We start from the raw sequence: 21,788 nt of genomic DNA, 5'->3' as shown, positions 1-21,788 counted from the left end.
TCACATCTCCCGGCGACCCGTGCGCACCGCGCGTCGGCTACGCGGCGCTGCATCGCTGCCATCCTGACCCGGGGACCGGTCGACGGCGGGTCGGACTACGCTCCGGCGCGCCGGATTACACCCATCGGTGGATGCGAGTCGGGCCTCGGCGACTGCGGCCGGCCACCCTGGGAGGGGTGCGGGTGGGCGCCGGGTATCGCACTCAGTCCCCGGACCAACCCCAGAACGCGATCCAGGCGGGCTCCCCGTCGTGGTGGAGGACCACACAGCTACCGCTCCACCGCTCGAGTTCGTTGTCCGGCATGCCGACCCGCTCGTAGTCCACGCGCGTCGGCCGCTCCGTCCCGAACACGGCCAGTGTTTCGGCGGGTGTCAACGGGCGGAAGGCACAGGACCGGTTGGCTGCTGCGGCGTCGACGATCACGGCGTCGACGTCGAGGATCGAATGCGTGCCACAGGTACCCAGGAATTCGCCGTACGTCTCGTCGCCGCCCAAAGCGTCGAACTCCGCGAGCGTTTCGGGTACCGGCAACCCCCACTCGGCCGGGCTGTGGAACTCACCGGCTTCGAAGACCTGTTCCCGAAGTTCTCGAAGGGCCGCCGACAAGTCGGTCCGATACGGCACGACGTGACTCCAACCCGAAGCTCCCACGAATCCCCCTCGATACCGGCGGCACGGTCACACGCGCCGACGGAACCGTACGGATGGGGTCCGACACTTGCGGGGGCCGCACCCCGGGGACGGGGACGGGGACGGGCACGGGCGCGTTCGGGCACGGCGGGACGCCGGTCACGGGTCCGCGGCGGAGAGGACACCCGTGCCCGAACCCACGCGCCTACGCCATCCGGGCCAGGAGACCACCGTCAGGGATCGTCGGAGCGTCGCGGGAAGAACTACGACTCGCCGCGGATCCTGGTCGAGGCGATCGAGGCCGCGGCGATGGTCCTGGCGGCGGTCTGGGTGGACGAGCCGGAGTTCAGGCTGGGAAGGGACGGCTGGTTGAGCGCGTGAACGACGAACTCGTAGGTGTTCACCGTCGAGGGTGAACAGGGTCCCTGGTAGCCGTAGAGGCTCGCGCTTCCCCGGTAGTAGATCTGCCTGGCTCCCGCGGGGACCGAGGGGCGGTAGGCGTGGTCGACGTTCTGGGGGAGGGAGGTCGTGTTCGCCGGGATGTCGTAGATGACCCAGTGGATGAGGTTGGCGTTGTCGAGATCGCGCATGACGATCGCGTAGCTCTTGGCGGCGGCCGGGGCACCGGACCAGGTCAGGGGCGGGGACTCGTTCTTCTTGGCGGGGTCGTTGCCGCCCCCGCTGGTGCACTCGTGGATCTTGGGGATGAAGCCGCCGTCGACGAAGGCGGCGCTGGACAGGGCGAACGCGCTCCGATCCGCCGACGACGCCGGTGCGGTCGACGAAGCGGTGGCGGGTGAAACGCTGACGACCCAGGTGATGAGCAGTGCGCACAGCACAATTCGTGTGCTTCTCACTGGAGGCTCCCGAGGATGTTTGTGGTCCCTGTGGTCCGTCCATGGGGTAGGCGGGGATACGGGGCGAGTCGCAGTGGCGAGGTCGCAGTGGCGAGGTCGGAGTGACACCAGCGGGAGTGGGGCCACGCGTCGCACGCGTGCGGTCGAATCAGCGTATGCACGCCGGATTCCGGCGGCCAATGCCACTTTCTCTGCGAACGATGCACTTTTCTCTCACGAACGACGGGTGTGCTGACCGGTGTGCGGTGACGGCGGCATCGAACGCGGTCGACCCGACGACGGGCAGGGCCGGATGGCCGACACGCCCCCGATGTGTCGGCGGGCCGCCGGTCAGCGGCTCCGGGGCTGTTCGGGCGCGGTGGACGTGCGGGTTTCGGCGCTGGCGTTGCTCCCGAGGGATGCGACACGGGTCTTCAGGGCTGCCACGGCCGGCTCGGGGTGTTCGGCGTAGAAGCGGAAGGCGCGGGCCTGGGCGGGTTTGCCGAGAGGGCGTCGGTACGGGACGGGCGCGGTGAGTTCGACGGTGATCGTGGTCTGGCTCGCCACCGCCAGGTCCGCGAGACCGTTGTCGTCGACGGTGGCCAACCTGCCTTCGGGGAACCTCCGTTCGAGGCGGACGGAGGCGATGTGGTCGGCGGGGATGTGGATGTCGAGGAGGGCTCCGTAGCGCAGACGCAGGGAACCGTCCGGGCCGATCACGTGAGGGCGGACCACGCACGAGGCGTGCAGGGCGACGATGAAGTAGCAGCCCCAGATATCCACGACCAGGGTGACGGCGTGCACGACCGGCCACGGGATCAGGAACGCGAGGGCCAGGGTCTCGACGACGGAGACGAAGAAGAAGCAGTACACGAAAGCCGTTTGACCGGGGGCGTACGCGACGGGCAGGTCGCCGTCGCGGACCCCGTGCGGGCCGCGACGGGTTGCCCAGCGCAGGAAGCTGGTGGAGAGGAACAACTCGTGGGCGGTGAGCCTGCGTACGGGCGCCGGAACGGTGTCGGCGATCGCGGCGAGGAAGGCGGGGCGGCGTGCGAGCCCGGCACGCCGGTGGCGGCGGTGGTCGAGGGCGAGCAGGACGGATGCCGCCACGACGATGGTGAGCGTCGCCGCCGCCGTGGCGGCCCGGGCGGTCGAAGGGACCCGTACGCCGCCGACCAGACACAGGATCACCGTGAACTCCCCGGGGAGGAGCGCGACGAAGGGCCAACGCACGATCTTCCTCAACCCCTTCATCCGGCACGCTCCCGGAGCAGCACGATGGCGCGGCGAATGGCCGCCGCCTGGGCGGGGGAGTGATCCTCGAAGAAAGCGTCCAGGAAACCGTTTTCGTCTTTCGCCACGCCCCGGTCCGGGATGCCCATCGCACGCAGCGCCGCGTCCGGGATGCTCTCGGCGACGGCCCGGGCGGTCTGCTCCACCCGCGGGTCGTCCTCGGCGGCGTCGGCCAGTTCGTCCAGTCGGGCGTAGACGTCGTACGCGCGCCGCATCGCCTCCGGGCCGGCGCCGAGGGTGTGTACGAGGACCTTGAGCCAGCCTCGGTCGCCGTCCGGTGATCCGGTCTCCAAGAGGGCGAGTAGTTGCCGCTCCTTGGCGGCCATCGCCGGCTCCGGACCGGGGAGCAGCGCGGAGGTGCGGGCCATGTCCTCGAAGACGGCGGCGAGTTCGGGGGATACGGGGGCCTCGGCGGGCAACCGTCCGGTGCGCTCGGCCTGTTCGAGCAGTTGGCGCAGGCGGGCGCGGCGCTGCCGGATGGCGTCCTCCTGGCGGGCCAGGTCGGCGTCCAGCTCGGTGAGGATTTCCACGAGATCCCGGCCCGCGTCGTTCGCCAACACGTCCTTGACCTCGTCCAGGCTCAGGCCGAGCTCGGTCAGTCGGCGCAGCCGGGCCAGTTCGGCGGCATCGCGCAGGGAGTACTCGCGATACCCGTTGGGCTGCCGGGGTGGCTCGGGCAGCAGGCCGATGCGGTGGTAGTGGCGCACGGCGCGCGTGGTGACGCCGGCGATAGCGGCCAGTTCTCCGATTCGCATGCCACCAGTAGAAACGTTGACGCTACGACAAGGTCAAGTTGTCGGCCCGCGAGTCGGTCGTGCCTGGCATCGCACCTAGCGCGCGGTGTGTGGACACCCCGCCATGTTCGCCATCGGCCCGGCGACCTCACGTCCGCACCGCCCGCCGCCGCCGTGTACGCGGACGCGACGGCGTCACCCCCGGTGTCGGGCCGGCAGCGGACCGATACCGCAGGCGAACGCGCGAAGTACGGCCTGTTGCACTGCCCGCGGGCCGCCCTTGCCGGGGCGAGCCGGCCCCGCCCGCCCCGCTCGGCGGGACCGGCCGGCGCGTCCGAGGGCCCGCCCGCCCCGGCGATTTCCGGCCCGCCGCCCAGGACGCGGCGGGCCCTCGACCGACGGCGCGCCGTCCGTTCGACCGTCTGCGGCTCGATACAGGCGGCACGCGAAACTCGTCGGCGTCCCCGGCGCCGCGAACGGGTCGTGGCCGTCGACCAGCGGGGTGGGAGAGCCGTGCATGCTCAGGCGCGCGGCCTGCTCCGCGTCGACCACCTCGCGGCGCACGACGTCGACGTCGTCCCGTCCGGTCAGAGCCTCGACCACCCTCGCCTCGATGACCGGAGCGTTCGGGCAACTCTGCACCGTCAGCACGTCGACCCGCATCGGGGGACCTCCACGTTGTTTGCTCTGTCATCGAGGCTGGTGCCGCGCCCGGCAACGTTTGCCGTTGTCCGGGCGCGGCACCGGGGGTTCCGGGGCGTCGGAAGGCCGGGGCGCAGCATGGAGACCTGCGCATCGGCGCTGCCGGCGCCACCGAGACCGGCACGAACGGGGCCGCTGCCCGCCAGTTCGACGACGAGTGCTTACCAGTCGGTTGCGGTGTCCATCGACTGCTGCCAGTACGTGACCTTGAGCGAGTCGTCGACATAGGTGCCTTTGGCGGGCAGCGACGGGTGGGCGCCCGTGCCGACGTTCTCGTTCCCGGAGGGGCCGTGGAAGTAGACGGTGAGGGACTTCTCGGTGTGGCCGGTGCCACCGCTGCCGTCGGCGGCGGACAGGTTGACGGAGGCGTAACCGGACTCGCCCGGCTCGAGCGTGACGACCGCCTGCGGCTTCGATGCCTCGATGACGGGAGGTACGGACTGGGCCTCGCCGAAGCGCACCGCCGGGTAGCCGTAGAGGAAGCAGCGCTTGCCACCCGTGTTGGTGACGGTGAGCAGCATGTGGTTCACGGGGCGGTTCAGTGGGGCCGCGACGGTCCTGGTGTTGGAGCCTTCGCAGGTGACCGGGTCGCCGGAGTCCGTGCGGCCGGCCGGGCCCTGGGTGTTGGCCGGGCCGGGTTTGCCGGTTGCGGAAGAGGGCCGGGAGGAGGGGGTACCGGCGGGGGCGGACGCGGACGGTGCCGCGGCCGGCGGCGCGGTGGAGGGGGCGCCGGGCGCCGGGGTCGAGGCCGATGCCTTCGCGTCGGCGTCCTTGTCGTCGTTGCACGCGGTCAGCAGGAGCGCGGCGAGCGCGAGCGTGGCGGCGCCGACGAGACGAGAGCGGGAAGTGCGGTTGCCGGACATGAGGTTGAGCCCCTTCGATGTTCGGGTGGGGGGTGCTGCTTGAATGAGCACGAGCTTGTGGGGCGAGCCGTCCCAACCGCCAGGCACGGCGGGCAGTTGGGGACGCCGGAACGGCAAATCCCGCTCTGAGCAGGGGAAACGCAGTGCCCCTGGAACGCGGGAATGGGACACGAGGCATGGAGGAACGGGTGCCGGGGGCAACGGGGGCCGAGGAAACGGAGGCGTTCGCGCGACTGCTGCGCGAGCTCAAGGACCGCTCGGGACTGAGTTACGGCGCGCTGGCCAAGCGGCTGCACACGGGCACGTCGACCCTGCACCGCTACTGCAACGGCACCGCCGTGCCGAGCGATTACGCACCGGTGGAACGCCTCGCCCGGGTGTGCCGGGCAACGCCGCAGGAACTGGTGGAGCTGCACCGGCACTGGATCCTGGCGGACGCGGCGCGGGGGCGCCGGGCGGATCCGGCGGTGGTTCCGAACCCGGCCGCGGATTCGGCTCAGGCCCCGGCGTCGGGTTCGGTGCCGGCTCCTGCCCCACTCCCGGCGTCGGGTTCGGCTCGGGGCGCCCGTCCGGATGGAGAGGCTCAGGCGGTCGGCTCGTCGGAGACGGTGGATGCGGGTGCGGCGGAGGATTCGGCCGAGCGAGCCGACACGACGTCTAACGAGCCGGATTCGGGCTTGGACTCGGACTCGGCGACGCTGCCGGGCTCCGCGGCGGCCCTCGCGGCGGCCTCCGGAACGGACCCGACGCGCGCGGCGACGTCGCGCGGACAGGGACCGGGCCAGGGCGAGGAGGGCGGTGAGTCGGCGGACGTCGACGCGCCTCGCGAGCCCGCGCCGTCACGGCGTCGCCGTACCGTGGCGACCTCCTTCGTCGCGGTCGCTGCCCTGCTGGGAGTCGTGATGGCCGTCGTACATCCGTTCTCCGACGACGAAGGCAACGATGCGGGCGACCGCCGGGCAGCCGGTCCCGCCGCCGCGATCACCGGCGCGGCGGATGCCACGGAGCGACCCACCGGGCGGGCCTCCTCCTCCCCGTCTCCCCACGGGACCGCGCCGGCCTCGGCCGTCACGACCGACTTCGGCAACGTCGGGCCCGGCGCCTCGAAGAGTGGTGGTACGCCGGGCGCGCGGGAGCCCTCCGGCGACAGCGGTGCCGGCGCCGTCCCGCTCCATGTGGGCATCCGCCCCTACGTCTACAACAATCCGTGCAGCCAGCACTTTCTCGTCGACAGTGCCCCCGAACAGGTCGGCCCGCCCGCGAACGAGCGGGACGCTCCGCGCTGGGCCTCCGCGTACGGCGCGGTCTCCTCGAACGAGCAGAAGATCGCCCTCACCATCCAGGGCCGCGGCCAGGACACCGTGGTCCTGGAGGCGCTGCACCTACGTGTCGTCGGCAAGAGCGCGCCGCTCGCCTGGAACGACTACTCGATGGGGGTCGGCTGCGGCGGCGGCGTCGAGACCAAGTCGTTCGACATCGACCTCGACAAGGGCAGCCCCGTCATCACCGCGAAGAACGGCCAGGGCGACTTCCCGTACAAGGTCAGCGCGTCCGACCCGGAGGTCTTCTACGTCACCGTGCACACCAAGGCGCACGACGTCCGCTGGGATCTCACCCTGGACTGGTCCAGCGGCGACCGCCGCGGCACGGAGCACATCGACAACAAGGGCACGCCGTTCCGCACCAGCGCCGACGCCGGCCGCCCCGGTTACGACTACCCGCTGGGCGGCGGGGAGTGGGTCGAACGGCAGGAATGACGGCGGATGGCAGCACCGCCCGCATCGACACGATCGAAGGCCGGGCGGCCGGTGGGCGACGACGGGCGGGCGGCCTGGGGGAAGGCTGCGGCGTTCGGGGAAGGCTGCGGCGTTCGGGGAAGGAACCCGCGAGCCGGGACGGCCGGCCGGCGCGCTCCCTGTCCCTGCGTTCCGCGCGGCAACACCAAGCGCGCCCGGGTCACGACTGGTCCGTGAGGAACGCGTGCAGTGCGGTGGTCAGCGCCGCCGGGTTGTCCTCCTGGACGATGTGCCCCGCGTTCGGTACGACCACGAGTCTCCCGTCCGGGATGCGCTCGACCAGGCGTTCGGCGGTGGCCTGCGGGAGGACCTTGCTGCGTGCGCCGCGTACCACCAGGACCGGTACCGCGGTCAGCCGAGCGTCCAGCCGATCGATGGCCGCGAGGATGGCGGGGAAATCGGGGGGACGCGGATCGCCCTTCGGTATCCAGACGCCGTCGGGCGCACGACGAAACAGTGTGTTCATGCGGTAGGCGACGCCGGCGCGGTCGGCGCGCGGATTGACACACATCGCGGCCTGGACCACCGTCTCGAGTTCTCGCACGGGACCGAGCCCGGCCATGAACGCCCGTACCCGCCGGGTGCTTTCGAAGTCCACGCCGGGTGCGACGTCGACAAGAGCCAACCGCTCCACCAGGCCGGGCCGCGAGTCGACGACGTGGGCGGCGACCACACCGCCGAGCGACATGCCGACCAGCCGGACCCGATCGAAGCCGAGATGATCGGCCGCAGCGACGACATCGGCCGCCATGGTGTCGACGCGGTAGTCCTCGGACCAGTCGCTGTCGCCGTGTCCACGCAGATCCAGCGCGACCAGTCGGGCGGCGCCACGCAAGCCGAGGCAGACGAAGTCCCAGGTACGCGCGGTCAATCCGCCACCGTGCAACAGGAATACCGGAGGTCCCGTTCCGCCCCAGTCGAGTCCGTGCAGCCGGCAGCCCGCGCGGGAGAAGCGGATCTCGCGGGGCGGCACCGCAGCGTGGACCCTGACGCCCAGGGCCGCCGCCACCTCGACCATCGCCGCGGTCGTGGCTCGTCCGTGCACGACGCCTCCCCTCATACCTTGGCCACTCAAGGTAAATCCACTTACCTTGACCAGTCAAGGTAAGTGGAGCGGCCGGCCACCCGAGTACGACGCAACCCCGACGGCCCCGAGCGCATGTCCCCGAAGGCCGCGAACAACCTGCGCGCCGCCGCAGGCGATCCAGCCACCGCGCAGTTCCGCGTCGCAGCCGCACGGATCGGGGTCCCGTCTTCCACCGGGACAAATCATGTACTGCTCCATCGAGGGCCGAGCGGGAGCGGGGGTTTCCGGAAATCGGCGCGCCGCACGCATGATCTCCACGCGCGCGAAATCGATCGGAATGGAATCCGATCGGCTCTCGCATCGCGAGTACCGTCCGAAAAGCGATCCGCCGACCGAAATCCGATCGTTTCGCGCCGATCGGTAATACGACACGGCGGGCAGCATGGTGGAAGGCGGTCATGGCCCGCTCGAGTATCGGATGTACACGGTTCCGGGCGACGACGGAGGACGGGACGGGGTATACGGAGATACGTGCGACGAGTAGTGCGATCGTGGGGAACCCCTCTCGCCATCCGCTCGCACGCCGTCACCGTCCGGTTTCCGGGTGGGTTCGCTCCGCCGAGGATTGACTCGGTGGAGCGAACCCGCCCGCCCGCCTGTCGTCGTTGTTCGGCTGCGTCCCGTGTCCGCGATATCGGTTATGCCGCGGGGCCGGGTGCGTGTGGCCGGTTCGAGGGTTGTCGCGTCAGCCGCGGACGGCGGCGAGCGTCACCTTGACGTCATGGCCGCTGTGCCAGCCGGTGTCGATCAGGGGGCTGTGCCGGCTTTCGTCGCCCCAGCCGTAGTACTTGCTCCAGGTGGTGTACCAGATGCCGCCCTTGCCCCATCCGGTGACCACGTGGGCTTGGGCGATCTTGCCGTCGTGCTTGTTGTCCCACAGGTATATCTGCGCCTTGGTCTGCTTCTGGGAGCCGCTGCCCCGGTCGCACTCCCGGTACCTGAGGCCGGTGGAGTTGCCCGACGTCCGAATGTCTCGCCAGTCCGTGCAGCTTTCCGCCGCCACTTCGGCCGACGGCGGTGCGACAGGTGCGGCCCCGGCCGGTGTCGCCACTGCCGCGGATGCCGCGAATGCCGCGAGCATGCCGGCCACGAGTGCGAAGCGCTTGCCCATGTCCATGGTTCGAACTCCCTTCGACGGTTGTGCTCTTGGCGACGCGGAGTCGACCGCGCCGTGTGGTACCAGGGAAACCGACCGCGGATTTCACGGCTTCCCACCGCGGGTTGGTCTTGGTCGTCAACCTGCGCGGCAGTCGGCTCACCGCTTGCACCCTGCGCATCAGGCAACGGGGCAACCACCGAGGCAGGGGCGGCGCGAGGTCACACCGCCGCCATGGCCTGCGGCTGTACCCGATTCGCCGACACGGACTCCGATACGGACGTGCCGGATGCGGAGATCCCGCGTGTTCGTATGGGTTTATCAATCGGCCGGTTGTGGGATCGAGGGTGAATCCGAAAGGAGCGAATCCCGCATTTCGACGGCTCCCATTCGACGGCTTTCTTTTGCCGGGTCGACCACCGGCCGAGGTCGCGTCACACGGCCGGTCGGTGGACCACGGCGAGGTCATTCCGTCCCCATATGGACGCTCGCGCCTCCGAAATGTGCGTCGATCCACCCTCGGACAACCCTGCACCGGATGCGGCATTCGGGTGTCGTCGTCGAATTTCCCGCGAGACGCATCGGACAAAGCACTCATTTATGATCTTCTCGACTGCTCAAGGAACCGCCGCGATGAATTCGAAGGCGAAGCATGTACGATAAAGATTCGGTAACGTGAAGGCCGGGGTCATGGTCGTCGGATGGCTGGGGTGGGCCTTCTTCGACGGACGATCGCCTCGGGTCGGCCATCCGGGCCGCCCGGGCCGCCCGGTCGTCCCCGCCGAATCGAGTGTCCGCATTCGGCCCGGTAGGCGGCCGAGGAAGGAGAACCGCCCCAGTGGCGTCCAGACATCGGTGCGGACAGCACCGTAAGCCCAAGCCGCGCACCTCGGCCCGCGCGGTGGCGACCGTGGTCACCGTCGCCGCGACCATGACCGGCACGATCGCCTTGGCCGGTACCGCCCAGGCCGACCCCCAGCCTTCGCTGCAGCAGATCCAGGAGCAGGTCAACAAGCTGCACAGCGACGCGATCAAGGCCACCGACGTCTTCAACGGTGTCCAGGAGCAGGCCGACAAGCTGCGCGAAACGGCCAATCGAACGCAGGCCCGGGTCACCGACGAGCAGAATCAGCTCAACATCCTGCGTGACCAGATCGGGGTCGTCGCGGCCGATCGGTACCGGGGCGGCACCCTCCCGGCGACGCTCTCGCTGGCGCTGAGCGGAGACCCCGAGAACTACCTGCAGAAGGCGCAGATGATCGCGCAGCTCGACAGCCAACAGGCCGCCAAGCTGCGCCAGATCGCCGCCCAGGCACGTGCTTTGAGTCAGGACCGCACCGAGGCTTCTTCGCAACTGGCGGAGTTGGAGAAGTTGCGAACCGAACTCAACCGGAACAAAACCGAGATCCAGGGGAAACTCGCCGAGGCCGAGCGCCTGCTCAACACCGTCACCAGGGAGCAGCGAGCCAAGATCCTCGCCTCCTCGGAGCATGAAGCCGACCCGGGAAGCCGTACACCCGAGCGCAGTTCGCGCGACAAGCCGAAGGACACACCCACGGCGGATGTGCCGGCTTCCGGACGGGCCGCCGTCGCGATCCAGTTCGCGCGTGCCCAGATCGGCAAGTGGTACGGCTGGGGCAAGACAGGCCCCACCAACTACGACTGTTCGGGCCTGACCCAAGCCTCCTGGGGTGCGGCGAACGTCAAGTTGTCACGCGTCACGACCACACAGATCAATGACGGCAAGAGGGTGACCAAGGCGGAACTGCAGCCCGGGGACCTGATCTTCTTCAACAGGGACAACTCGCATGTCGGCCTGTACATCGGTGGCGGTCGCATGATTCACGCACCGCGTCCCGGTACGCAGATCACCGAGGCCTCGATCGACACCATGTTCTTCTACGGGGCTGTTCGTCCCGGCTAGAGACGATCGTCAGCTCGCCGGCGAACGTACCGCCCGCGCATCGGCACGGAGACGAGAATCCGCCCGTTCGCCGATCCGCGCGTCCGGTCCCGGCCGCGCCGCCCACACCTCCCGGTGTCGGCGGCGCGACCCGGGAGGCGGAGCCGGTTGCTCAGAATGTCCACCGTGTGTGGGTGTAGACCCCCTCGTCCCGGCCGAAGCCGTACGCGGTCGCCGGGGCTACCGCGAACACCAGCACGCTCCCCTTGCGGATCCCATCCCCCATCCCGTGGAACGTGCCCTCGGGCGACGTGATGTGCGCACCGTACTTGGCCTCGTAGGCCCCGATCACCTGCTCCAAAAGCGCCGGATCGTCGATGCGTTTCGCCGTGCCCTCGACCACGACGTCGAGTCCCTCGGTGAGCGAGTTCCCCCCGGTCAGCAGTGCGCAGTGCTCGTCGTGGGCCAGGTTCCTGGCCTTCTGCTCTCCCGGACCGGTGGAGAAGTACAGCGCGCCGTCGTGCCAGGCGGCGATCAACGGGGTGATGTGCACCCGTCCGTCGGGTCGCACGGTGGTCACCCAGAAGATCTCGGCCGCGTGCATTCGGCGTTGAGCCTCGGCCCATTCGGTGGCCGTGACATCCGCGGCGCCGGGGCGGGGGTTGAGTGCGGAGCTGTAGCGGGCGTCGAGTTCGGTGGTGGGTTGTTCTGCGGGTCCGTTCCGAGACATGGCGGACTCCTTCCTGTCCTTGCTCATGTAGACCGAAAGTCCGCGCCGAAATCATCGCGGAACGCGTGCCGTCTTTCCGTACGTCCGATCAGGTGCCACTCACGACACCGGGGAGGTTGCGCGTCCGCGCCGACCTTCGGCTGTCGGGCCCGGCGGTGACGGGATCTTGGACGCGCATGCGGGTGACAACCGGGCGACACCGCGAGCGCGGCCCTCGTTCGGCTCGGGGCACGCCCTTCAATGATCCGAGGGCCCGCCGCCCCCCCCATCGGCGGCGGAGCCTGGCGGCAGCCTTCCAGCAGAGCCGTCCGGTGGGCCCTTCCGGCAGGCAGGGCCGTCCGGCAGGCCCTGCCAACAGACAAGGACGTTTCCATGCGTGGTGTCGTGATGCATGCCCCCGGCGATGTGCGGGTCGAGGAGCGCGCGGACCCGGCGATCCTCGCCCCGACCGATGCGGTGATCCGGCTGGCGGCGACGTGTGTGTGCGGGTCGGACCTGTGGCCTTACCGGGGGATCGAGTCGTTCGACGCGCCCGCGCCGATGGGCCACGAGTACGCCGGCGTCGTCGAGCAGGTCGGCAGCGCGGTCACCACCATCGAACCCGGGCAGTTCGTGGTCGGGTCGTTCTTCGCCTCGGACAACACCTGCGAGATCTGCCTCGCGGGCTACCAGTCCTCCTGCGTTCACCGCGAACCGGTCGGCGCCCTCGGCTCGCAGGCGGAGCGGCTGCGCGTCCCCTTGGCCGACGGCACCCTGGTCGCCACGCCCGGCATTCCGGAGCGTGACCTGGTTCCGAGTCTGCTCGCCGCGTCGGACGTGCTGGGCACCGGGTGGTTCGGCGCGGTCGCCGCGCAGGCCGGGCCGGGCAAGACCGTCGCGGTGGTCGGCGACGGCGCGGTCGGGCTACTCGCGGTACTGGCCGCGAAGCAGCTCGGCGCGGAGCGGGTCATCGCGATGAGCCGACACGAGCCGCGACAGAAGCTCGCGCTCGAGTACGGGGCGACCGACATCGTCACCGAGCGCGGCGACGACGGTGTGGCGCGGATCAAGGAGATGACCGACGGCCTGGGCGCGCACTCGGTGATCGAGGCGGTCGGCTCCCAGGAGTCGATGATGCAGGCCATCCGCTCCACGCGCCCCGGCGGCCATGTCGGCTACGTCGGCGTCTCCCACGACGTGCGACTGGACGGACAGGAGCTGTTCTTCTCCCATGTGCATCTGCACGGCGGCCCCGCCCCGGTCCGCCGGTACCTCCCGGAGCTGATCGACCTGATCTGGCACCGACGGATCGACCCCGGCAAGGTCTTCGACCTCGAACTCCCTCTCGACCGAGCCGCCGAGGCGTACCGGGCCATGGACGAGCGCCGCGCCATCAAGGCCCTTCTCACCGTCTGATCACCCGGCGGTTCCGAACGCGGCCCTCGGCGCGGCCTGCGCCTGGGCAGAGGTTATCGGCCCCGGCCCCACGCACGCCGGAGGTCGAGGTCGACCCGACGGGCACCGAGTCCGCGGTCAGTGCCGCCCGCGCGTCGACTCGGACGCGCCGCCGAACAACCGGGCCACTGCCCGGAACGGCAGCGTGACGACGGTCGCGATCGCATGCCCGATCTTGGCGAAGACGTCACCGATGGCTCTCAACATTTCCGACCTCCCATCGCCTTGAACAACGCCGCACGCCTCTCGCGATGCGGTGCTCCATGGCTGCCCCCGGAGATCAACGGAAAACATTGCGGACGGGATGTGGCAGCGGGATATATCGGACGGCAAAGGTATAGACCTATTGTCCCGCGGTATGGCGGACGGCTAGCTTGGGTTCGCCGCGCGGCACGAACCGTCAGTCCTTGCACGTCGTTTCCCCGGGCCGGACCGCCCGGGAGAATGGGGTTGGGCTCATGCGCAAGCTTTTGATCGGTTCCGCGTTCGTCCTCGCTCTCGTGGCCGGCTCCGTCGCACCCGCGGCCGCCCGGGGCGGGCCTCCGGACTTCACCTACATCGTCGGCTACTACACGTCCTCCGAGGACTGCCGCGCCGGAGCCGTCGCGCAATACCCCAACCACGGGGCGTACTTCTACTGCCAGCAGGTCAACGACCACCTCTGGGCGCTGTGGATGCACTAGCCCACGCTCACCCGCTCCCGGAAGCCCCGTCCCTCGACGAGGGCTTCCGGGTAGACGACAAAGCCGCGACCCGGCAACGACGTCAACGCTGCCACCGGGAGTCGGCCCTCGCGGTCGACGAAGTCGAGGCGTCCGCCGCGGATCCGGTGGCGCGGCTGCGTGCGGCCATCCTGGTGCCGAGCGCGTGGGCCTGCGCGTCTCGGGTTCGGGCGGTGCGGGCTCAGGTCAAAAGCTTTTGCTTGGCCCTTTGGAACTCGTCGTCGGAGATGGTGCCGTTGTTCTTGAGGTCGGCGAGCTTCGAGAGTTGGTCGATGGGGCTCGCCGTCGTACTCGCCCCGCTCGTGGGGCCGGCGGCGTCACGGACGTATGCCTTGAAGGCGGCCTCGTTCTCCTTGGCCTCCTCGACGTCGCGGCGGTTCATCGAGTGGCCGCGGACGACGAGGTAGATCAGGACTCCGACGTAGGGCAGCACGATCGTGAAGATGAGCCAGCCGGCCTTGCCCCACCCGCCCAGGTCGTGGCTGCGGAAGATGTCGCCGATCACCTTGAACAGGAGGAAGAACCACAGGACCCACAGGAAGAGCCACATCATGGTCCAGAACAGGTTCAACAGCGGATAATCGTCCATCGAAAACTCCCAGTTCAGGGCCGCGGTCGGCGCCGTTGGGGCGCGGGCTCGCCGGCTTGCCGGACTGCCGCCGGACATCGCCGTGACGGGCACGTCGGACATCGGGCACGGCAATCATTCAAGGCATACCACTGGTTTCGGGCGGGAGCATTTCGGGAGCCGTGTGGCGCCTCGCCTCGGTCGCCGCGTCCGCGCAGCGCCGCGCATCGCGACCGAGCCGAGCGACACGTCCGCTTCGACGGACCGTAGGCCGGGTTGCCGTTCCCCGGAAACAGCGGAACCGTTGTGCTCACGATGTGGCTGCGTCGACCCGCCGCGTGAGGCGGTGATACCGGCTGCGCCGAGGAATACCCTCGACTTCGCCCCGCGGTTACCGTCATGGGGGCAACCAATGGTCCTTGACCTCGTCATCATCGGTACAGCCATCAGCTTGGGGCCGTTGCACAACTGCGCGTTCATTCTGCTGCTGTCCACGGACAGAGGGTTGTTGAAGGGGCTCGTCTTCATCCTCACCTGGCTCGCCGAACTCGTCCTCGTGGTCGCCGGTGTGGTGTGGCTGACCGGTGGCAACCCGCCCTCGCGCCACAGCGCGTCCTCGACGGCGGCCCTGGCGACGAAGTTGGCCGTGGGCGTCGTACTCGTCGCCTATGGCGAGCGCAAGCGGCGTCGGGGGCCCACCCGACCTCGAAAGACACCCAAGTGGCTGGCACGGCTGGATCACGTCTCCGCGTGGACGGCCGCAGGACTCGCCGTCCTGCTGCAGCCCTGGGCAATGGTCGCCGCCGGTGGTGCCACCGTGGTGCAGGCGGACATGTCCTCCGCCCTCACGTTCGTGGCCTTGATGAGCTACTTCCTGCTTGCCACGGGCAGTGTGCTGGCAATGGAGCTGTATGCGGCGTTCGCGCCGACCGAGGCGCGGGCCGAACTCGCGCGGCTGCGCACTTCGATCGAATCACACCAGGACCAGGCGATCGTCGTCCTGTCGTTGCTGACCGGCCTGTGGCTCGTCGCACAGAGCACCTACGAACTCGTCACGTAGAGGCCGAAGCCACGCAGGGGCGCGACGACGTCTCCAGGCGCCGGGTTGGGCCGGGACGGGTGGCCGGTGAGGGATGGGTGACGTCGCCCAGAGCGTCGTCTCGTCGCGGCGTCGCGGCCTGTCGGCATCGGCGCCGCGGTTCACCTGCCGCGCGATCCCGGCCCGTCGGGTAGTCCCACCGGGACCGGGGCCGGTGGTTCGCCGGGAATCACCCCTGGCAGGTGATCCCAGGGGCACCCGAGTGGGCTAACTTCGCACTATCCCGGTCGGCGCACTCATTCCCGATCGGCGGTAGGGCGCCGCCCGGGGCCGGGTGAGGAGACACGGCATGCGTGCACCGGGGCCACGGCATGCGTACACCGGGCCGCCGGCCCGTTCGTCGGGGAGATCGGTCGGTCCGGCGAGCGACCCGGCAACTTCCTCAGACTTTACGCACCGCGCGCCGGCCGCAGCGGCCGTCGCGCTCGACGAGCGACTCGACCGTGTCGAGGCGAAGCCCGTCGTTCCCGACGCACCCACCTGGAACCGCCGTGAGCAATGAAGCCAACGACATGGGCCCGATCGACTACCTGATCATCGAGTTCCCGGGCAGCCACATGACCGGAGAGGGCCTACCCCTCCTCGTCGACCTGGTCGACCGCGGCATCATCCGGATCCTCGACCTGGCCTTCGTGCGGAAGCAGCAGGACGGCACGGTCTCGGGCCTGGCGTTGGCCGATGTGACCGGCGACGGGCTGCTCGACCTCGCGGTCTTCGACGGCGCGTCCTCCGGCCTGTTGGGCGAGGACGACACCGCGGAGGCCGCCTCCTCGCTGAGCCCCGGGGACTCCGCCGCCCTGCTTCTCTACGAGAACCTGTGGGCCGCGCCCCTCGCCGCCGCACTGCGCCGCGGCGGTGCCCGCATGGTGGCCGGCGGTCGGATCCCGTTCGAGAACGTCGTCGACGCGCTGGACGCGCTGGAAGCCGCCACCTGACCCGCGGGCCCGTCCCGCCTTCCCGAGGAGGAAATCATGCCCGGACTCCTGCGCGGCGTCGCCCGTACGGCCGTCGTCGCCGGAACCGCCACCGCCGTGTCCAATCGCGTCTCGCGCCGCCAGGCCGGCCGTTGGGCGCAGCAGGGCGAGGAACAGGCCGCCCCGCCGCCCGCCGCCCCGCCGCCCGCCGCCGCTCCACCCGCCGCGGCGCCGGCCGACCCCATCGCCCAACTCAAAGACCTCGCCGCGCTCAAGGAGCAGGGCGTCCTCACCGACGACGAGTTCGCAGCCCAGAAGGCCCGCATCCTCGGCACGTGAAGTCGGGGAGCACACCGCCCCCGCGCACGCGACCGGGCGCGCGTCCCGCAGCTGCCTCGACACCGGAGCCCACTGCCGCCCGCGCGCGCGACCGGGCGGTTACCCGTGCGCCCGGGAGTCCTCGTGGGAGCGTGTCACACGGCCCGATGCCGCCAACAGCGCGACCACGGCAAGCAGCACCAGCAGGATGACCAGCAGCAGCACGATCGTCAGCGCGGTGGGGTGGTTCCACAGTGCGAAGCAGAGGGCGACGAGCAGCACCAGGGCGAGGACGAGCCATCGGCGGTAGGCGTCGACCCAGGTGCCGACCGGTCCCGCCGTGAGTCCGTGCGTGTTCCCCCACCGTGCGACGGAGTCGGCCGTGCGGTCGGCACCCCCGCGCAGCGCGCGCGGCAGGCCGCCGGTGCCGGACAGGTACGCGCCGATCGCCACCACCAGGCCCAGGACCAACCCGGTGACGGTGCTGACCTTCAGGAAGTGCAGGAGCGTGTCGAAGACCGCTCCCGCCGCCGCCGGGGACAGCACCTCCGGCGGCAGGTGGTCCATGTAGTAGCGGCGCACGATCGCCAGCGCGACGAGCATGACCACACACGCGGCCGCGACCCCGAAGGCGGTCGCCACCAGGGCACGACGGCGCCTGCGGGCCAGCGCGATCCCGATGGCGCCGATCACGACGGTGATCACCGGCAGCCAGTTGCCGACGACATCGAGCGCGTGCGCCGCGTCCCTGACCTTGTTCATCTGGTCCGACCGGAAGAGCACCATCTGCTTGTCGACGTCGGGAATCTGTGACGCGGGCTTGACTCCCGCGTCGACGAGTTCCCGCCGGACGTTCTCCACCGCGTCGCCGACATCGAGCGTGACCGTGCCCCCGTTGACACCGACCGCGCCGCGTCCCTCGCCGGTCAGCACGTCCACGACCGCCGTGTGCGCCTTCCGGTTGGCCTGGGTCCAGAACGTTTCGAACCTGTCGCTCGTCACGAAGCGGTCCGCCGCCTTCCGGGCGACCTGGGTGACGGCATCGTCCAACTGCGGGGCGAGTGAGCGTACGGCGTCACCCACCCGCGGCGGCAGCCCTTGGGATTCGAGCCAGCCGGCCACATCGGAGGTGACCGCCTTGCCGTCCGCACGCACGTCGACCGCGCGGGTGATCCGGTTCGCGGCGGCGTCCTCGATCGCGGAGTCGGTCGCGAGCGGCTTGACCGTCTCGACGTAGCGGTCGGTGTCGAGCACGATGTCGTGCACCCACACCGTGATCAGCGAAACCGGCACCAGGACGCAGGTCAGCACGATGAGCACGGTCGAGGCGAAGGCGCGGATGAACCCGAGAACGCGCGAACCCGCCCCGCGGTGCGGTTGCGAAGCAGCCGACACGCCCCGCGAGCCTTTGGCTGCTCCGTGACGAGGCTCCGGTGAGCTGGACATCGCGCTCCTTCTCCAGGGCCGAACTTCACGTGATCGGCCGACTCCGCATCTTCGAGTGTCACTCACGGTTACCGACTCGGCACATCGGGTTCCGCCACTCGGCCGTGCCCGGTCGCGATGTCGGCGGGGGTTCGAGGGCGGATCGCCCCCGCCGGCGGGCCGCGCACAACTGGGGTTGAGTGGAAAGGAGGCCTGATTCCAGCTCCCCGGACGTGGGTGACCCCACCATGCGCAACCTCTCGGCGCTCGACTCCTCCGGATCGGCGCCGCCCCCGGAGCGGGCGCGTGCGACGGCGCCGATGCTGACCGACCGGTTCGTCGTCCCCGCGACACCGAAGGAGTTCGTCGAGCGCCCGGCGCTGCCGGCTCGGCTGTCCGCCGCAATCGAGGGACCACTGACCCTGGTCGGTGGGTCCGCCGGAGCGGGGAAGACCGCGCTCGTCGCGCACTGGATCACCTCGGGCGCGGCCCCTCGGGGCACCGCCTGGCTCACCGCGGAGGAACGCGACGGCCCCGGCGCGTTCTGGGCCTACCTGCTCGAGGCACTGCACCGCAACGGGGTGCGGATCCCGGTCGAGGTCGGCACGCCGGTGCGCGACGAAGCGCCGGACTCTTCCGTCCTGGTACGCCTTGCCGCGGCGCTGGCCGCCTGCCGGGACCCGGCCGTGCTGGTCATCGACGACTTCGACGCGGTCTCCGCCGAGGGAGTACCGGAGGACCTGCACTTCGTGCTCGCGCACGCCGCCGGCGGCCTGCGGCTCGTCCTGATCGCCAGAACCGAGCCGCCGCTGCCGCTGCACCGCTACCGGCTGGCCGGCGACATCACCGAGATCCGCGATGCCGACCTGCGCTTCACCGCACCGGAGACCGAGCGGATCCTGCGACGCCACGGACTGCACGTGTCACCGGCAGCGGTCGACCTGCTGACGGAACGCACCCGAGGCTGGGCCGCGGGGCTGCGCCTGTGCGCCCTGGCCATGGGGCGCAGCCCCGATCCCGAGGCGTTCGTGCGGCAATTCGCGGCCGACCGTACGACGATCGCCGACTATCTGCTCACCGAGGTCCTCGACGCGCAACCACCGGCCACGCAGGACCTGTTGCTGCGTACCTGCGTCAGCGACCGGATCCACCCGGACCTGGCGGACGAACTCACCGGTCGCCGGGACGGGGCCTGGACGCTGGGCCGACTCGCGCGCGACAACGCCTTCGTCGACCGCGAGGAGGGGTCGGAGTACTACCGGATGCACCCGTTGTTCGCCGAAGTCCTGCAAGCGCACCTGAGCCGCCGGTTTCCCGGCCGGGCACCGCTGTTGCGTGCCAGGGCCGCCCGGTGGCTCGCTCGGGCCGGCCGACTCGGCGACGCGATCGCCCAGGCGTCCGCCGCGGCCGACTGGCCGTTCGCGTCCGCGCTCCTGACCGACAATCTGGCCCTGGGCAAACTGTTCACGGGCCTGGAGACGTCCACCCTGACCCGCGCGTTCGCCACCATGCCGACGGACCTGCCCGGCGCGGCGCCGGCCCTGGTGGCGGCGGCGTGCCGGGTTGCCGAGGGCGACCACCGGGGTGCAACGGCCGCACTGCGGCGCGTGGACGCATGCCTGACCGGTGCCGCCGACCCGTGCCTGTTGCTCGGCCGAGCCCTGGTCGGCGTGCTCGTGGCCCGTCCGGCGGCGGACGCGGAGGCCGCCGAGCACGCCGCGGCCGACGTCTACCGTCTCATGCGGCAAATCCCACGACCGCTGCGCGAGCGGCACCCGGAATTCCTCGCCCTCACGCTCGTCAACCTCGGCGCGACCGAGCTGGGCGGCGGGCGGCTGGATCGTGCCGAAGCCACCCTCAGCGCCGCGCTGGAGGCCTGTTCTCGACCGGGCACCGAGGAACCGCGCTGCGACGCGCTCGGGTCACTGGCCCTGGTCGACCTGCTGCGGGGGCGCCTGCACGACGCCCGGGCACACGCCTCCGATTCGCTCGCATTGGCACGCGGATGCGCGCTGTCGCCGGACCGGGTGACCGGGCTCGACCATCTGGTCCTGGCCGGCGTCGCCACCGAACACGACGACCTGGACGCCGCCCGAGCCGGCCTCGACCTGGCGAACGCGGCGGCGGACACCTTCCACGAACCCGTGGCGAACGTGCAGGCGGCCGTCATCGGCGCCCGGTTGGCGAGCGCGAGAGGGGACGGCGAGCGAGCCCTCGCCGTACTGCGGGGCGCGGCCGGCTCGACGCCGGATGTCGTGGCGGCCACGGCGCGATGGGAGGCGGACGAACTCGCCGTCGCGCAGTCCTCGGCCCATCTGGCCCGGGGCGACCCGGAGGCGGCGTTGCGCGTGCTGGGCGGCATCGCCGAAGAGCGTCCCCGGTACGTCGTCGCCCGGGCGCGCGCCCTGCTTGCCGCCGGCGAACGCACGCGCGCGCTGAAGCTGCTGACCGACCTGCCCGACCACGCGACGAACGCCGACCGGGTCCAGGCCCGCCTGGTGCAGGGCGCAGCCGCCGCCGAGGCCGGCCGCCTCGCGGAGGCCGGCCGCCTACTGGGCGAGGCGCTCGAACTCGCCCGCGCCGAAGGACTGCGGCGGACGGTCGCCGAGGCGGGCCCTTGGGTACGCCGGCTGCTGCGCCGGGACCCGCGCCTGGCGATGGCGCACGGGTGGCTTCCCGCCCGAGTCCTCGGACGGACCGGCGCCGGCCCGCCGGCGACTCGGGCGCCGGGCCGCACCGGCGAACAGACGTCGGCCGTACCGGTGCCGCTGACCGACCGCGAGAGCGAGGTGCTGCGCGAGGCCGCACGGATGTCGTCCACGGAGGAGATCGCCGCGGCACTGTTCATCTCACCGAACACGGCGAAAACCCACCTGAAGAGCATCCACCGCAAGCTCTGCGTCACCCGCCGCAGCGAGGCCGTGCGTCGGGCGCGCAGCCTGGGGATTCTCGAGTGACGGCGGGGACGATTCCACGTTGAACAGGACAAAGGAACCTCGATGTTCAAAACACGCCGGTCCGAAGACCACGAGCGCAGGGCACAACGGCGCGCCCACGCCGACTACACCGGTGGCGTCTACGGATCGATGCTCGCCTCGTCCGTCATCGTCGGCGCCGGGGCACTGGGCTCCTTTCCACGCGTGGAACTCATCCTGCTGCTCCTGGCCACCGGACTGGTCTTTTGGATCGCCCACGTGCACGCGGAACTCTTCGGCGAACGCATGTCCCAACGGCGGCTGAATCGCGACGTCGTCTTGCGTGTGTGCAGGGAGGAGTGGCCGATCTTCAAAGCCGCCATTCCGCCGGCGATCGCGGTGGCGGTCAGCCCGCTGTTCAGCCTGGGAGCACAGGGGACGGTCTGGCTGGCGCTCATCGTCGCCGTCGGCGGGCAGGTCGGATGGTCGCTGGCCGCCGCCTTCCGATCCGGTGCCTCCACGCGGCTCGTGGTCGTCTCCGCGGCGGTGAACCTGGTGCTCGGGGTCCTCATCATCGTCCTCAAGGTCGTCCTGACGCACTGAACCCGGTGCGGCCGGGGTGGGACGCGGTGGGCGGTGGACGTACGCGAAGCCGCGGTCGGAATCGGCGGTGGTGGACCGGTGTGGCGTCGGCCGGTAGGGGATTCCGCGCGTCGGCTGCC

21 protein-coding genes are annotated in these 21,788 nt (G+C 70.6%); 9 read left to right on the top strand and 12 right to left on the bottom strand.

The genetic code is table 11. The features are described from left to right. Positions 1-202 precede the first annotated feature (202 nt). The 6 genes from ACIBSV_RS07860 to ACIBSV_RS07835 form a co-directional block, all read right to left on the bottom strand. Positions 203-625, bottom strand: coding sequence for a hypothetical protein (locus ACIBSV_RS07860; RefSeq protein ID WP_395860365.1), 423 nt, complete (start codon positions 623-625; stop codon positions 203-205). A gap of 269 nt (positions 626-894) precedes the next feature. After that, positions 895-1,488, bottom strand: coding sequence for a YbhB/YbcL family Raf kinase inhibitor-like protein (locus tag ACIBSV_RS07855; RefSeq protein WP_395860363.1), 594 nt, complete (start codon positions 1,486-1,488; stop codon positions 895-897). 330 nt (positions 1,489-1,818) lie between these two features. Then, positions 1,819-2,721: a hypothetical protein gene (locus tag ACIBSV_RS07850; protein WP_395860361.1), complete on the bottom strand. Its 903-nt coding sequence runs from the start codon at positions 2,719-2,721 to the stop codon at positions 1,819-1,821. Next, a complete protein-coding gene (locus tag ACIBSV_RS07845; RefSeq protein ID WP_395860359.1) occupies positions 2,718-3,515 on the bottom strand; it encodes a MerR family transcriptional regulator in 798 nt (265 codons plus the stop codon). The genes ACIBSV_RS07850 and ACIBSV_RS07845 overlap by 4 nt, the downstream gene beginning before the upstream one ends. A gap of 174 nt (positions 3,516-3,689) precedes the next feature. Beyond that, complete coding sequence (locus ACIBSV_RS07840) at positions 3,690-4,157, bottom strand: hypothetical protein (RefSeq protein ID WP_395860357.1); 468 nt, start codon at positions 4,155-4,157, stop codon at positions 3,690-3,692. A 200-nt stretch (positions 4,158-4,357) separates the two neighbouring features. After that, complete coding sequence (locus ACIBSV_RS07835) at positions 4,358-5,059, bottom strand: DUF4232 domain-containing protein (RefSeq protein WP_395860355.1); 702 nt, start codon at positions 5,057-5,059, stop codon at positions 4,358-4,360. 176 nt (positions 5,060-5,235) lie between these two features. On the opposite strand from ACIBSV_RS07835, the gene ACIBSV_RS07830 reads away from it, so the two are divergent. Further along, complete coding sequence (locus ACIBSV_RS07830) at positions 5,236-6,816, top strand: helix-turn-helix domain-containing protein (protein WP_395860353.1); 1,581 nt, start codon at positions 5,236-5,238, stop codon at positions 6,814-6,816. Between the two features lie 199 nt (positions 6,817-7,015). Here the strand turns inward: ACIBSV_RS07830 and ACIBSV_RS07825 are convergent, their stop codons facing one another. After that, the gene (locus ACIBSV_RS07825; protein ID WP_395860351.1) at positions 7,016-7,900 is read right to left on the bottom strand and encodes an alpha/beta fold hydrolase; all 885 of its coding nucleotides are present in this window, start codon (positions 7,898-7,900) and stop codon (positions 7,016-7,018) included. A 727-nt stretch (positions 7,901-8,627) separates the two neighbouring features. Then, complete coding sequence (locus ACIBSV_RS07820; RefSeq protein ID WP_395860349.1) at positions 8,628-9,059, bottom strand: hypothetical protein; 432 nt, start codon at positions 9,057-9,059, stop codon at positions 8,628-8,630. 889 nt (positions 9,060-9,948) lie between these two features. On the opposite strand from ACIBSV_RS07820, the gene ACIBSV_RS07815 reads away from it, so the two are divergent. Beyond that, positions 9,949-10,962, top strand: a complete 1,014-nt coding sequence (locus ACIBSV_RS07815) for an NlpC/P60 family protein (RefSeq protein ID WP_395860347.1) — start codon at positions 9,949-9,951, stop codon at positions 10,960-10,962. 151 nt (positions 10,963-11,113) lie between these two features. Here the strand turns inward: ACIBSV_RS07815 and ACIBSV_RS07810 are convergent, their stop codons facing one another. Next, the gene (locus ACIBSV_RS07810; protein ID WP_395860345.1) at positions 11,114-11,671 is read right to left on the bottom strand and encodes a pyridoxamine 5'-phosphate oxidase family protein; all 558 of its coding nucleotides are present in this window, start codon (positions 11,669-11,671) and stop codon (positions 11,114-11,116) included. Positions 11,672-12,043: 372 nt separating this feature from the next. Between ACIBSV_RS07810 and ACIBSV_RS07805 the strand changes: the two genes are divergently transcribed. Then, the gene (locus tag ACIBSV_RS07805; RefSeq protein WP_395860343.1) at positions 12,044-13,066 is read left to right on the top strand and encodes a zinc-dependent alcohol dehydrogenase family protein; all 1,023 of its coding nucleotides are present in this window, start codon (positions 12,044-12,046) and stop codon (positions 13,064-13,066) included. A 117-nt stretch (positions 13,067-13,183) separates the two neighbouring features. On the opposite strand, the gene ACIBSV_RS07800 is transcribed toward ACIBSV_RS07805, so the two are convergent. Beyond that, positions 13,184-13,312: an LPFR motif small protein gene (locus ACIBSV_RS07800; RefSeq protein ID WP_395860341.1), complete on the bottom strand. Its 129-nt coding sequence runs from the start codon at positions 13,310-13,312 to the stop codon at positions 13,184-13,186. Between the two features lie 251 nt (positions 13,313-13,563). Between ACIBSV_RS07800 and ACIBSV_RS07795 the strand changes: the two genes are divergently transcribed. Then, positions 13,564-13,788, top strand: a complete 225-nt coding sequence (locus ACIBSV_RS07795; protein ID WP_395860339.1) for a hypothetical protein — start codon at positions 13,564-13,566, stop codon at positions 13,786-13,788. A gap of 220 nt (positions 13,789-14,008) precedes the next feature. Here the strand turns inward: ACIBSV_RS07795 and ACIBSV_RS07790 are convergent, their stop codons facing one another. Beyond that, positions 14,009-14,416 carry an SHOCT domain-containing protein gene (locus ACIBSV_RS07790; RefSeq protein WP_395860337.1) on the bottom strand — a complete coding sequence of 136 codons (408 nt, stop codon included), beginning with the start codon at positions 14,414-14,416 and terminating at the stop codon, positions 14,009-14,011. A 391-nt stretch (positions 14,417-14,807) separates the two neighbouring features. On the opposite strand from ACIBSV_RS07790, the gene ACIBSV_RS07785 reads away from it, so the two are divergent. From ACIBSV_RS07785 to ACIBSV_RS07775, 3 genes are all read left to right on the top strand, one after another. Then, positions 14,808-15,455 (top strand): GAP family protein, encoded by a 648-nt coding sequence (locus tag ACIBSV_RS07785; protein ID WP_395860335.1) that lies wholly within the window; start codon positions 14,808-14,810, stop codon positions 15,453-15,455. Positions 15,456-16,006: 551 nt separating this feature from the next. After that, entirely contained in the window at positions 16,007-16,429 is a 423-nt protein-coding gene (locus tag ACIBSV_RS07780) for a DUF6325 family protein (protein ID WP_395860963.1), read from the top strand. A gap of 36 nt (positions 16,430-16,465) precedes the next feature. Then, positions 16,466-16,747 carry an SHOCT domain-containing protein gene (locus ACIBSV_RS07775; protein ID WP_395860333.1) on the top strand — a complete coding sequence of 94 codons (282 nt, stop codon included), beginning with the start codon at positions 16,466-16,468 and terminating at the stop codon, positions 16,745-16,747. Positions 16,748-16,846: 99 nt separating this feature from the next. On the opposite strand, the gene ACIBSV_RS07770 is transcribed toward ACIBSV_RS07775, so the two are convergent. Next, positions 16,847-18,121, bottom strand: coding sequence for a hypothetical protein (locus tag ACIBSV_RS07770; RefSeq protein ID WP_395860332.1), 1,275 nt, complete (start codon positions 18,119-18,121; stop codon positions 16,847-16,849). A 278-nt stretch (positions 18,122-18,399) separates the two neighbouring features. Here ACIBSV_RS07770 and ACIBSV_RS07765 point away from each other — a divergent pair, with 278 nt between their 5' ends. Beyond that, positions 18,400-21,108, top strand: a complete 2,709-nt coding sequence (locus tag ACIBSV_RS07765) for a LuxR C-terminal-related transcriptional regulator (protein ID WP_395860330.1) — start codon at positions 18,400-18,402, stop codon at positions 21,106-21,108. Between the two features lie 42 nt (positions 21,109-21,150). Further along, positions 21,151-21,669 (top strand): hypothetical protein, encoded by a 519-nt coding sequence (locus ACIBSV_RS07760; RefSeq protein ID WP_395860328.1) that lies wholly within the window; start codon positions 21,151-21,153, stop codon positions 21,667-21,669. Positions 21,670-21,788 lie beyond the last annotated feature (119 nt).

This window comes from Embleya sp. NPDC050154, from assembly GCF_044460165.1.
GTDB lineage: Bacteria > Actinomycetota > Actinomycetes > Streptomycetales > Streptomycetaceae > Embleya.
Note: the sequence above shows the minus strand (reverse complement) of the source record. Positions and strands in the feature narration are given on the sequence as shown.

Coding starts and splice junctions, on each gene's coding strand:
- ACIBSV_RS07850 (WP_395860361.1), bottom strand. CDS start 2,721: ATGAAGGGGTTGAGGAAGATCGTGCGTTGGCCCTTCGTCGCGCTCCTC.
- ACIBSV_RS07845 (WP_395860359.1), bottom strand. CDS start 3,515: ATGCGAATCGGAGAACTGGCCGCTATCGCCGGCGTCACCACGCGCGCC.
- ACIBSV_RS07840 (WP_395860357.1), bottom strand. CDS start 4,157: ATGCGGGTCGACGTGCTGACGGTGCAGAGTTGCCCGAACGCTCCGGTC.
- ACIBSV_RS07835 (WP_395860355.1), bottom strand. CDS start 5,059: ATGTCCGGCAACCGCACTTCCCGCTCTCGTCTCGTCGGCGCCGCCACG.
- ACIBSV_RS07830 (WP_395860353.1), top strand. CDS start 5,236: ATGGAGGAACGGGTGCCGGGGGCAACGGGGGCCGAGGAAACGGAGGCG.
- ACIBSV_RS07820 (WP_395860349.1), bottom strand. CDS start 9,059: ATGGACATGGGCAAGCGCTTCGCACTCGTGGCCGGCATGCTCGCGGCA.
- ACIBSV_RS07810 (WP_395860345.1), bottom strand. CDS start 11,671: ATGTCTCGGAACGGACCCGCAGAACAACCCACCACCGAACTCGACGCC.
- ACIBSV_RS07805 (WP_395860343.1), top strand. CDS start 12,044: ATGCGTGGTGTCGTGATGCATGCCCCCGGCGATGTGCGGGTCGAGGAG.
- ACIBSV_RS07800 (WP_395860341.1), bottom strand. CDS start 13,312: ATGTTGAGAGCCATCGGTGACGTCTTCGCCAAGATCGGGCATGCGATC.
- ACIBSV_RS07795 (WP_395860339.1), top strand. CDS start 13,564: ATGCGCAAGCTTTTGATCGGTTCCGCGTTCGTCCTCGCTCTCGTGGCC.
- ACIBSV_RS07790 (WP_395860337.1), bottom strand. CDS start 14,416: ATGGACGATTATCCGCTGTTGAACCTGTTCTGGACCATGATGTGGCTC.
- ACIBSV_RS07785 (WP_395860335.1), top strand. CDS start 14,808: ATGGTCCTTGACCTCGTCATCATCGGTACAGCCATCAGCTTGGGGCCG.
- ACIBSV_RS07780 (WP_395860963.1), top strand. CDS start 16,007: ATGGGCCCGATCGACTACCTGATCATCGAGTTCCCGGGCAGCCACATG.
- ACIBSV_RS07775 (WP_395860333.1), top strand. CDS start 16,466: ATGCCCGGACTCCTGCGCGGCGTCGCCCGTACGGCCGTCGTCGCCGGA.
- ACIBSV_RS07765 (WP_395860330.1), top strand. CDS start 18,400: ATGCGCAACCTCTCGGCGCTCGACTCCTCCGGATCGGCGCCGCCCCCG.
- ACIBSV_RS07760 (WP_395860328.1), top strand. CDS start 21,151: ATGTTCAAAACACGCCGGTCCGAAGACCACGAGCGCAGGGCACAACGG.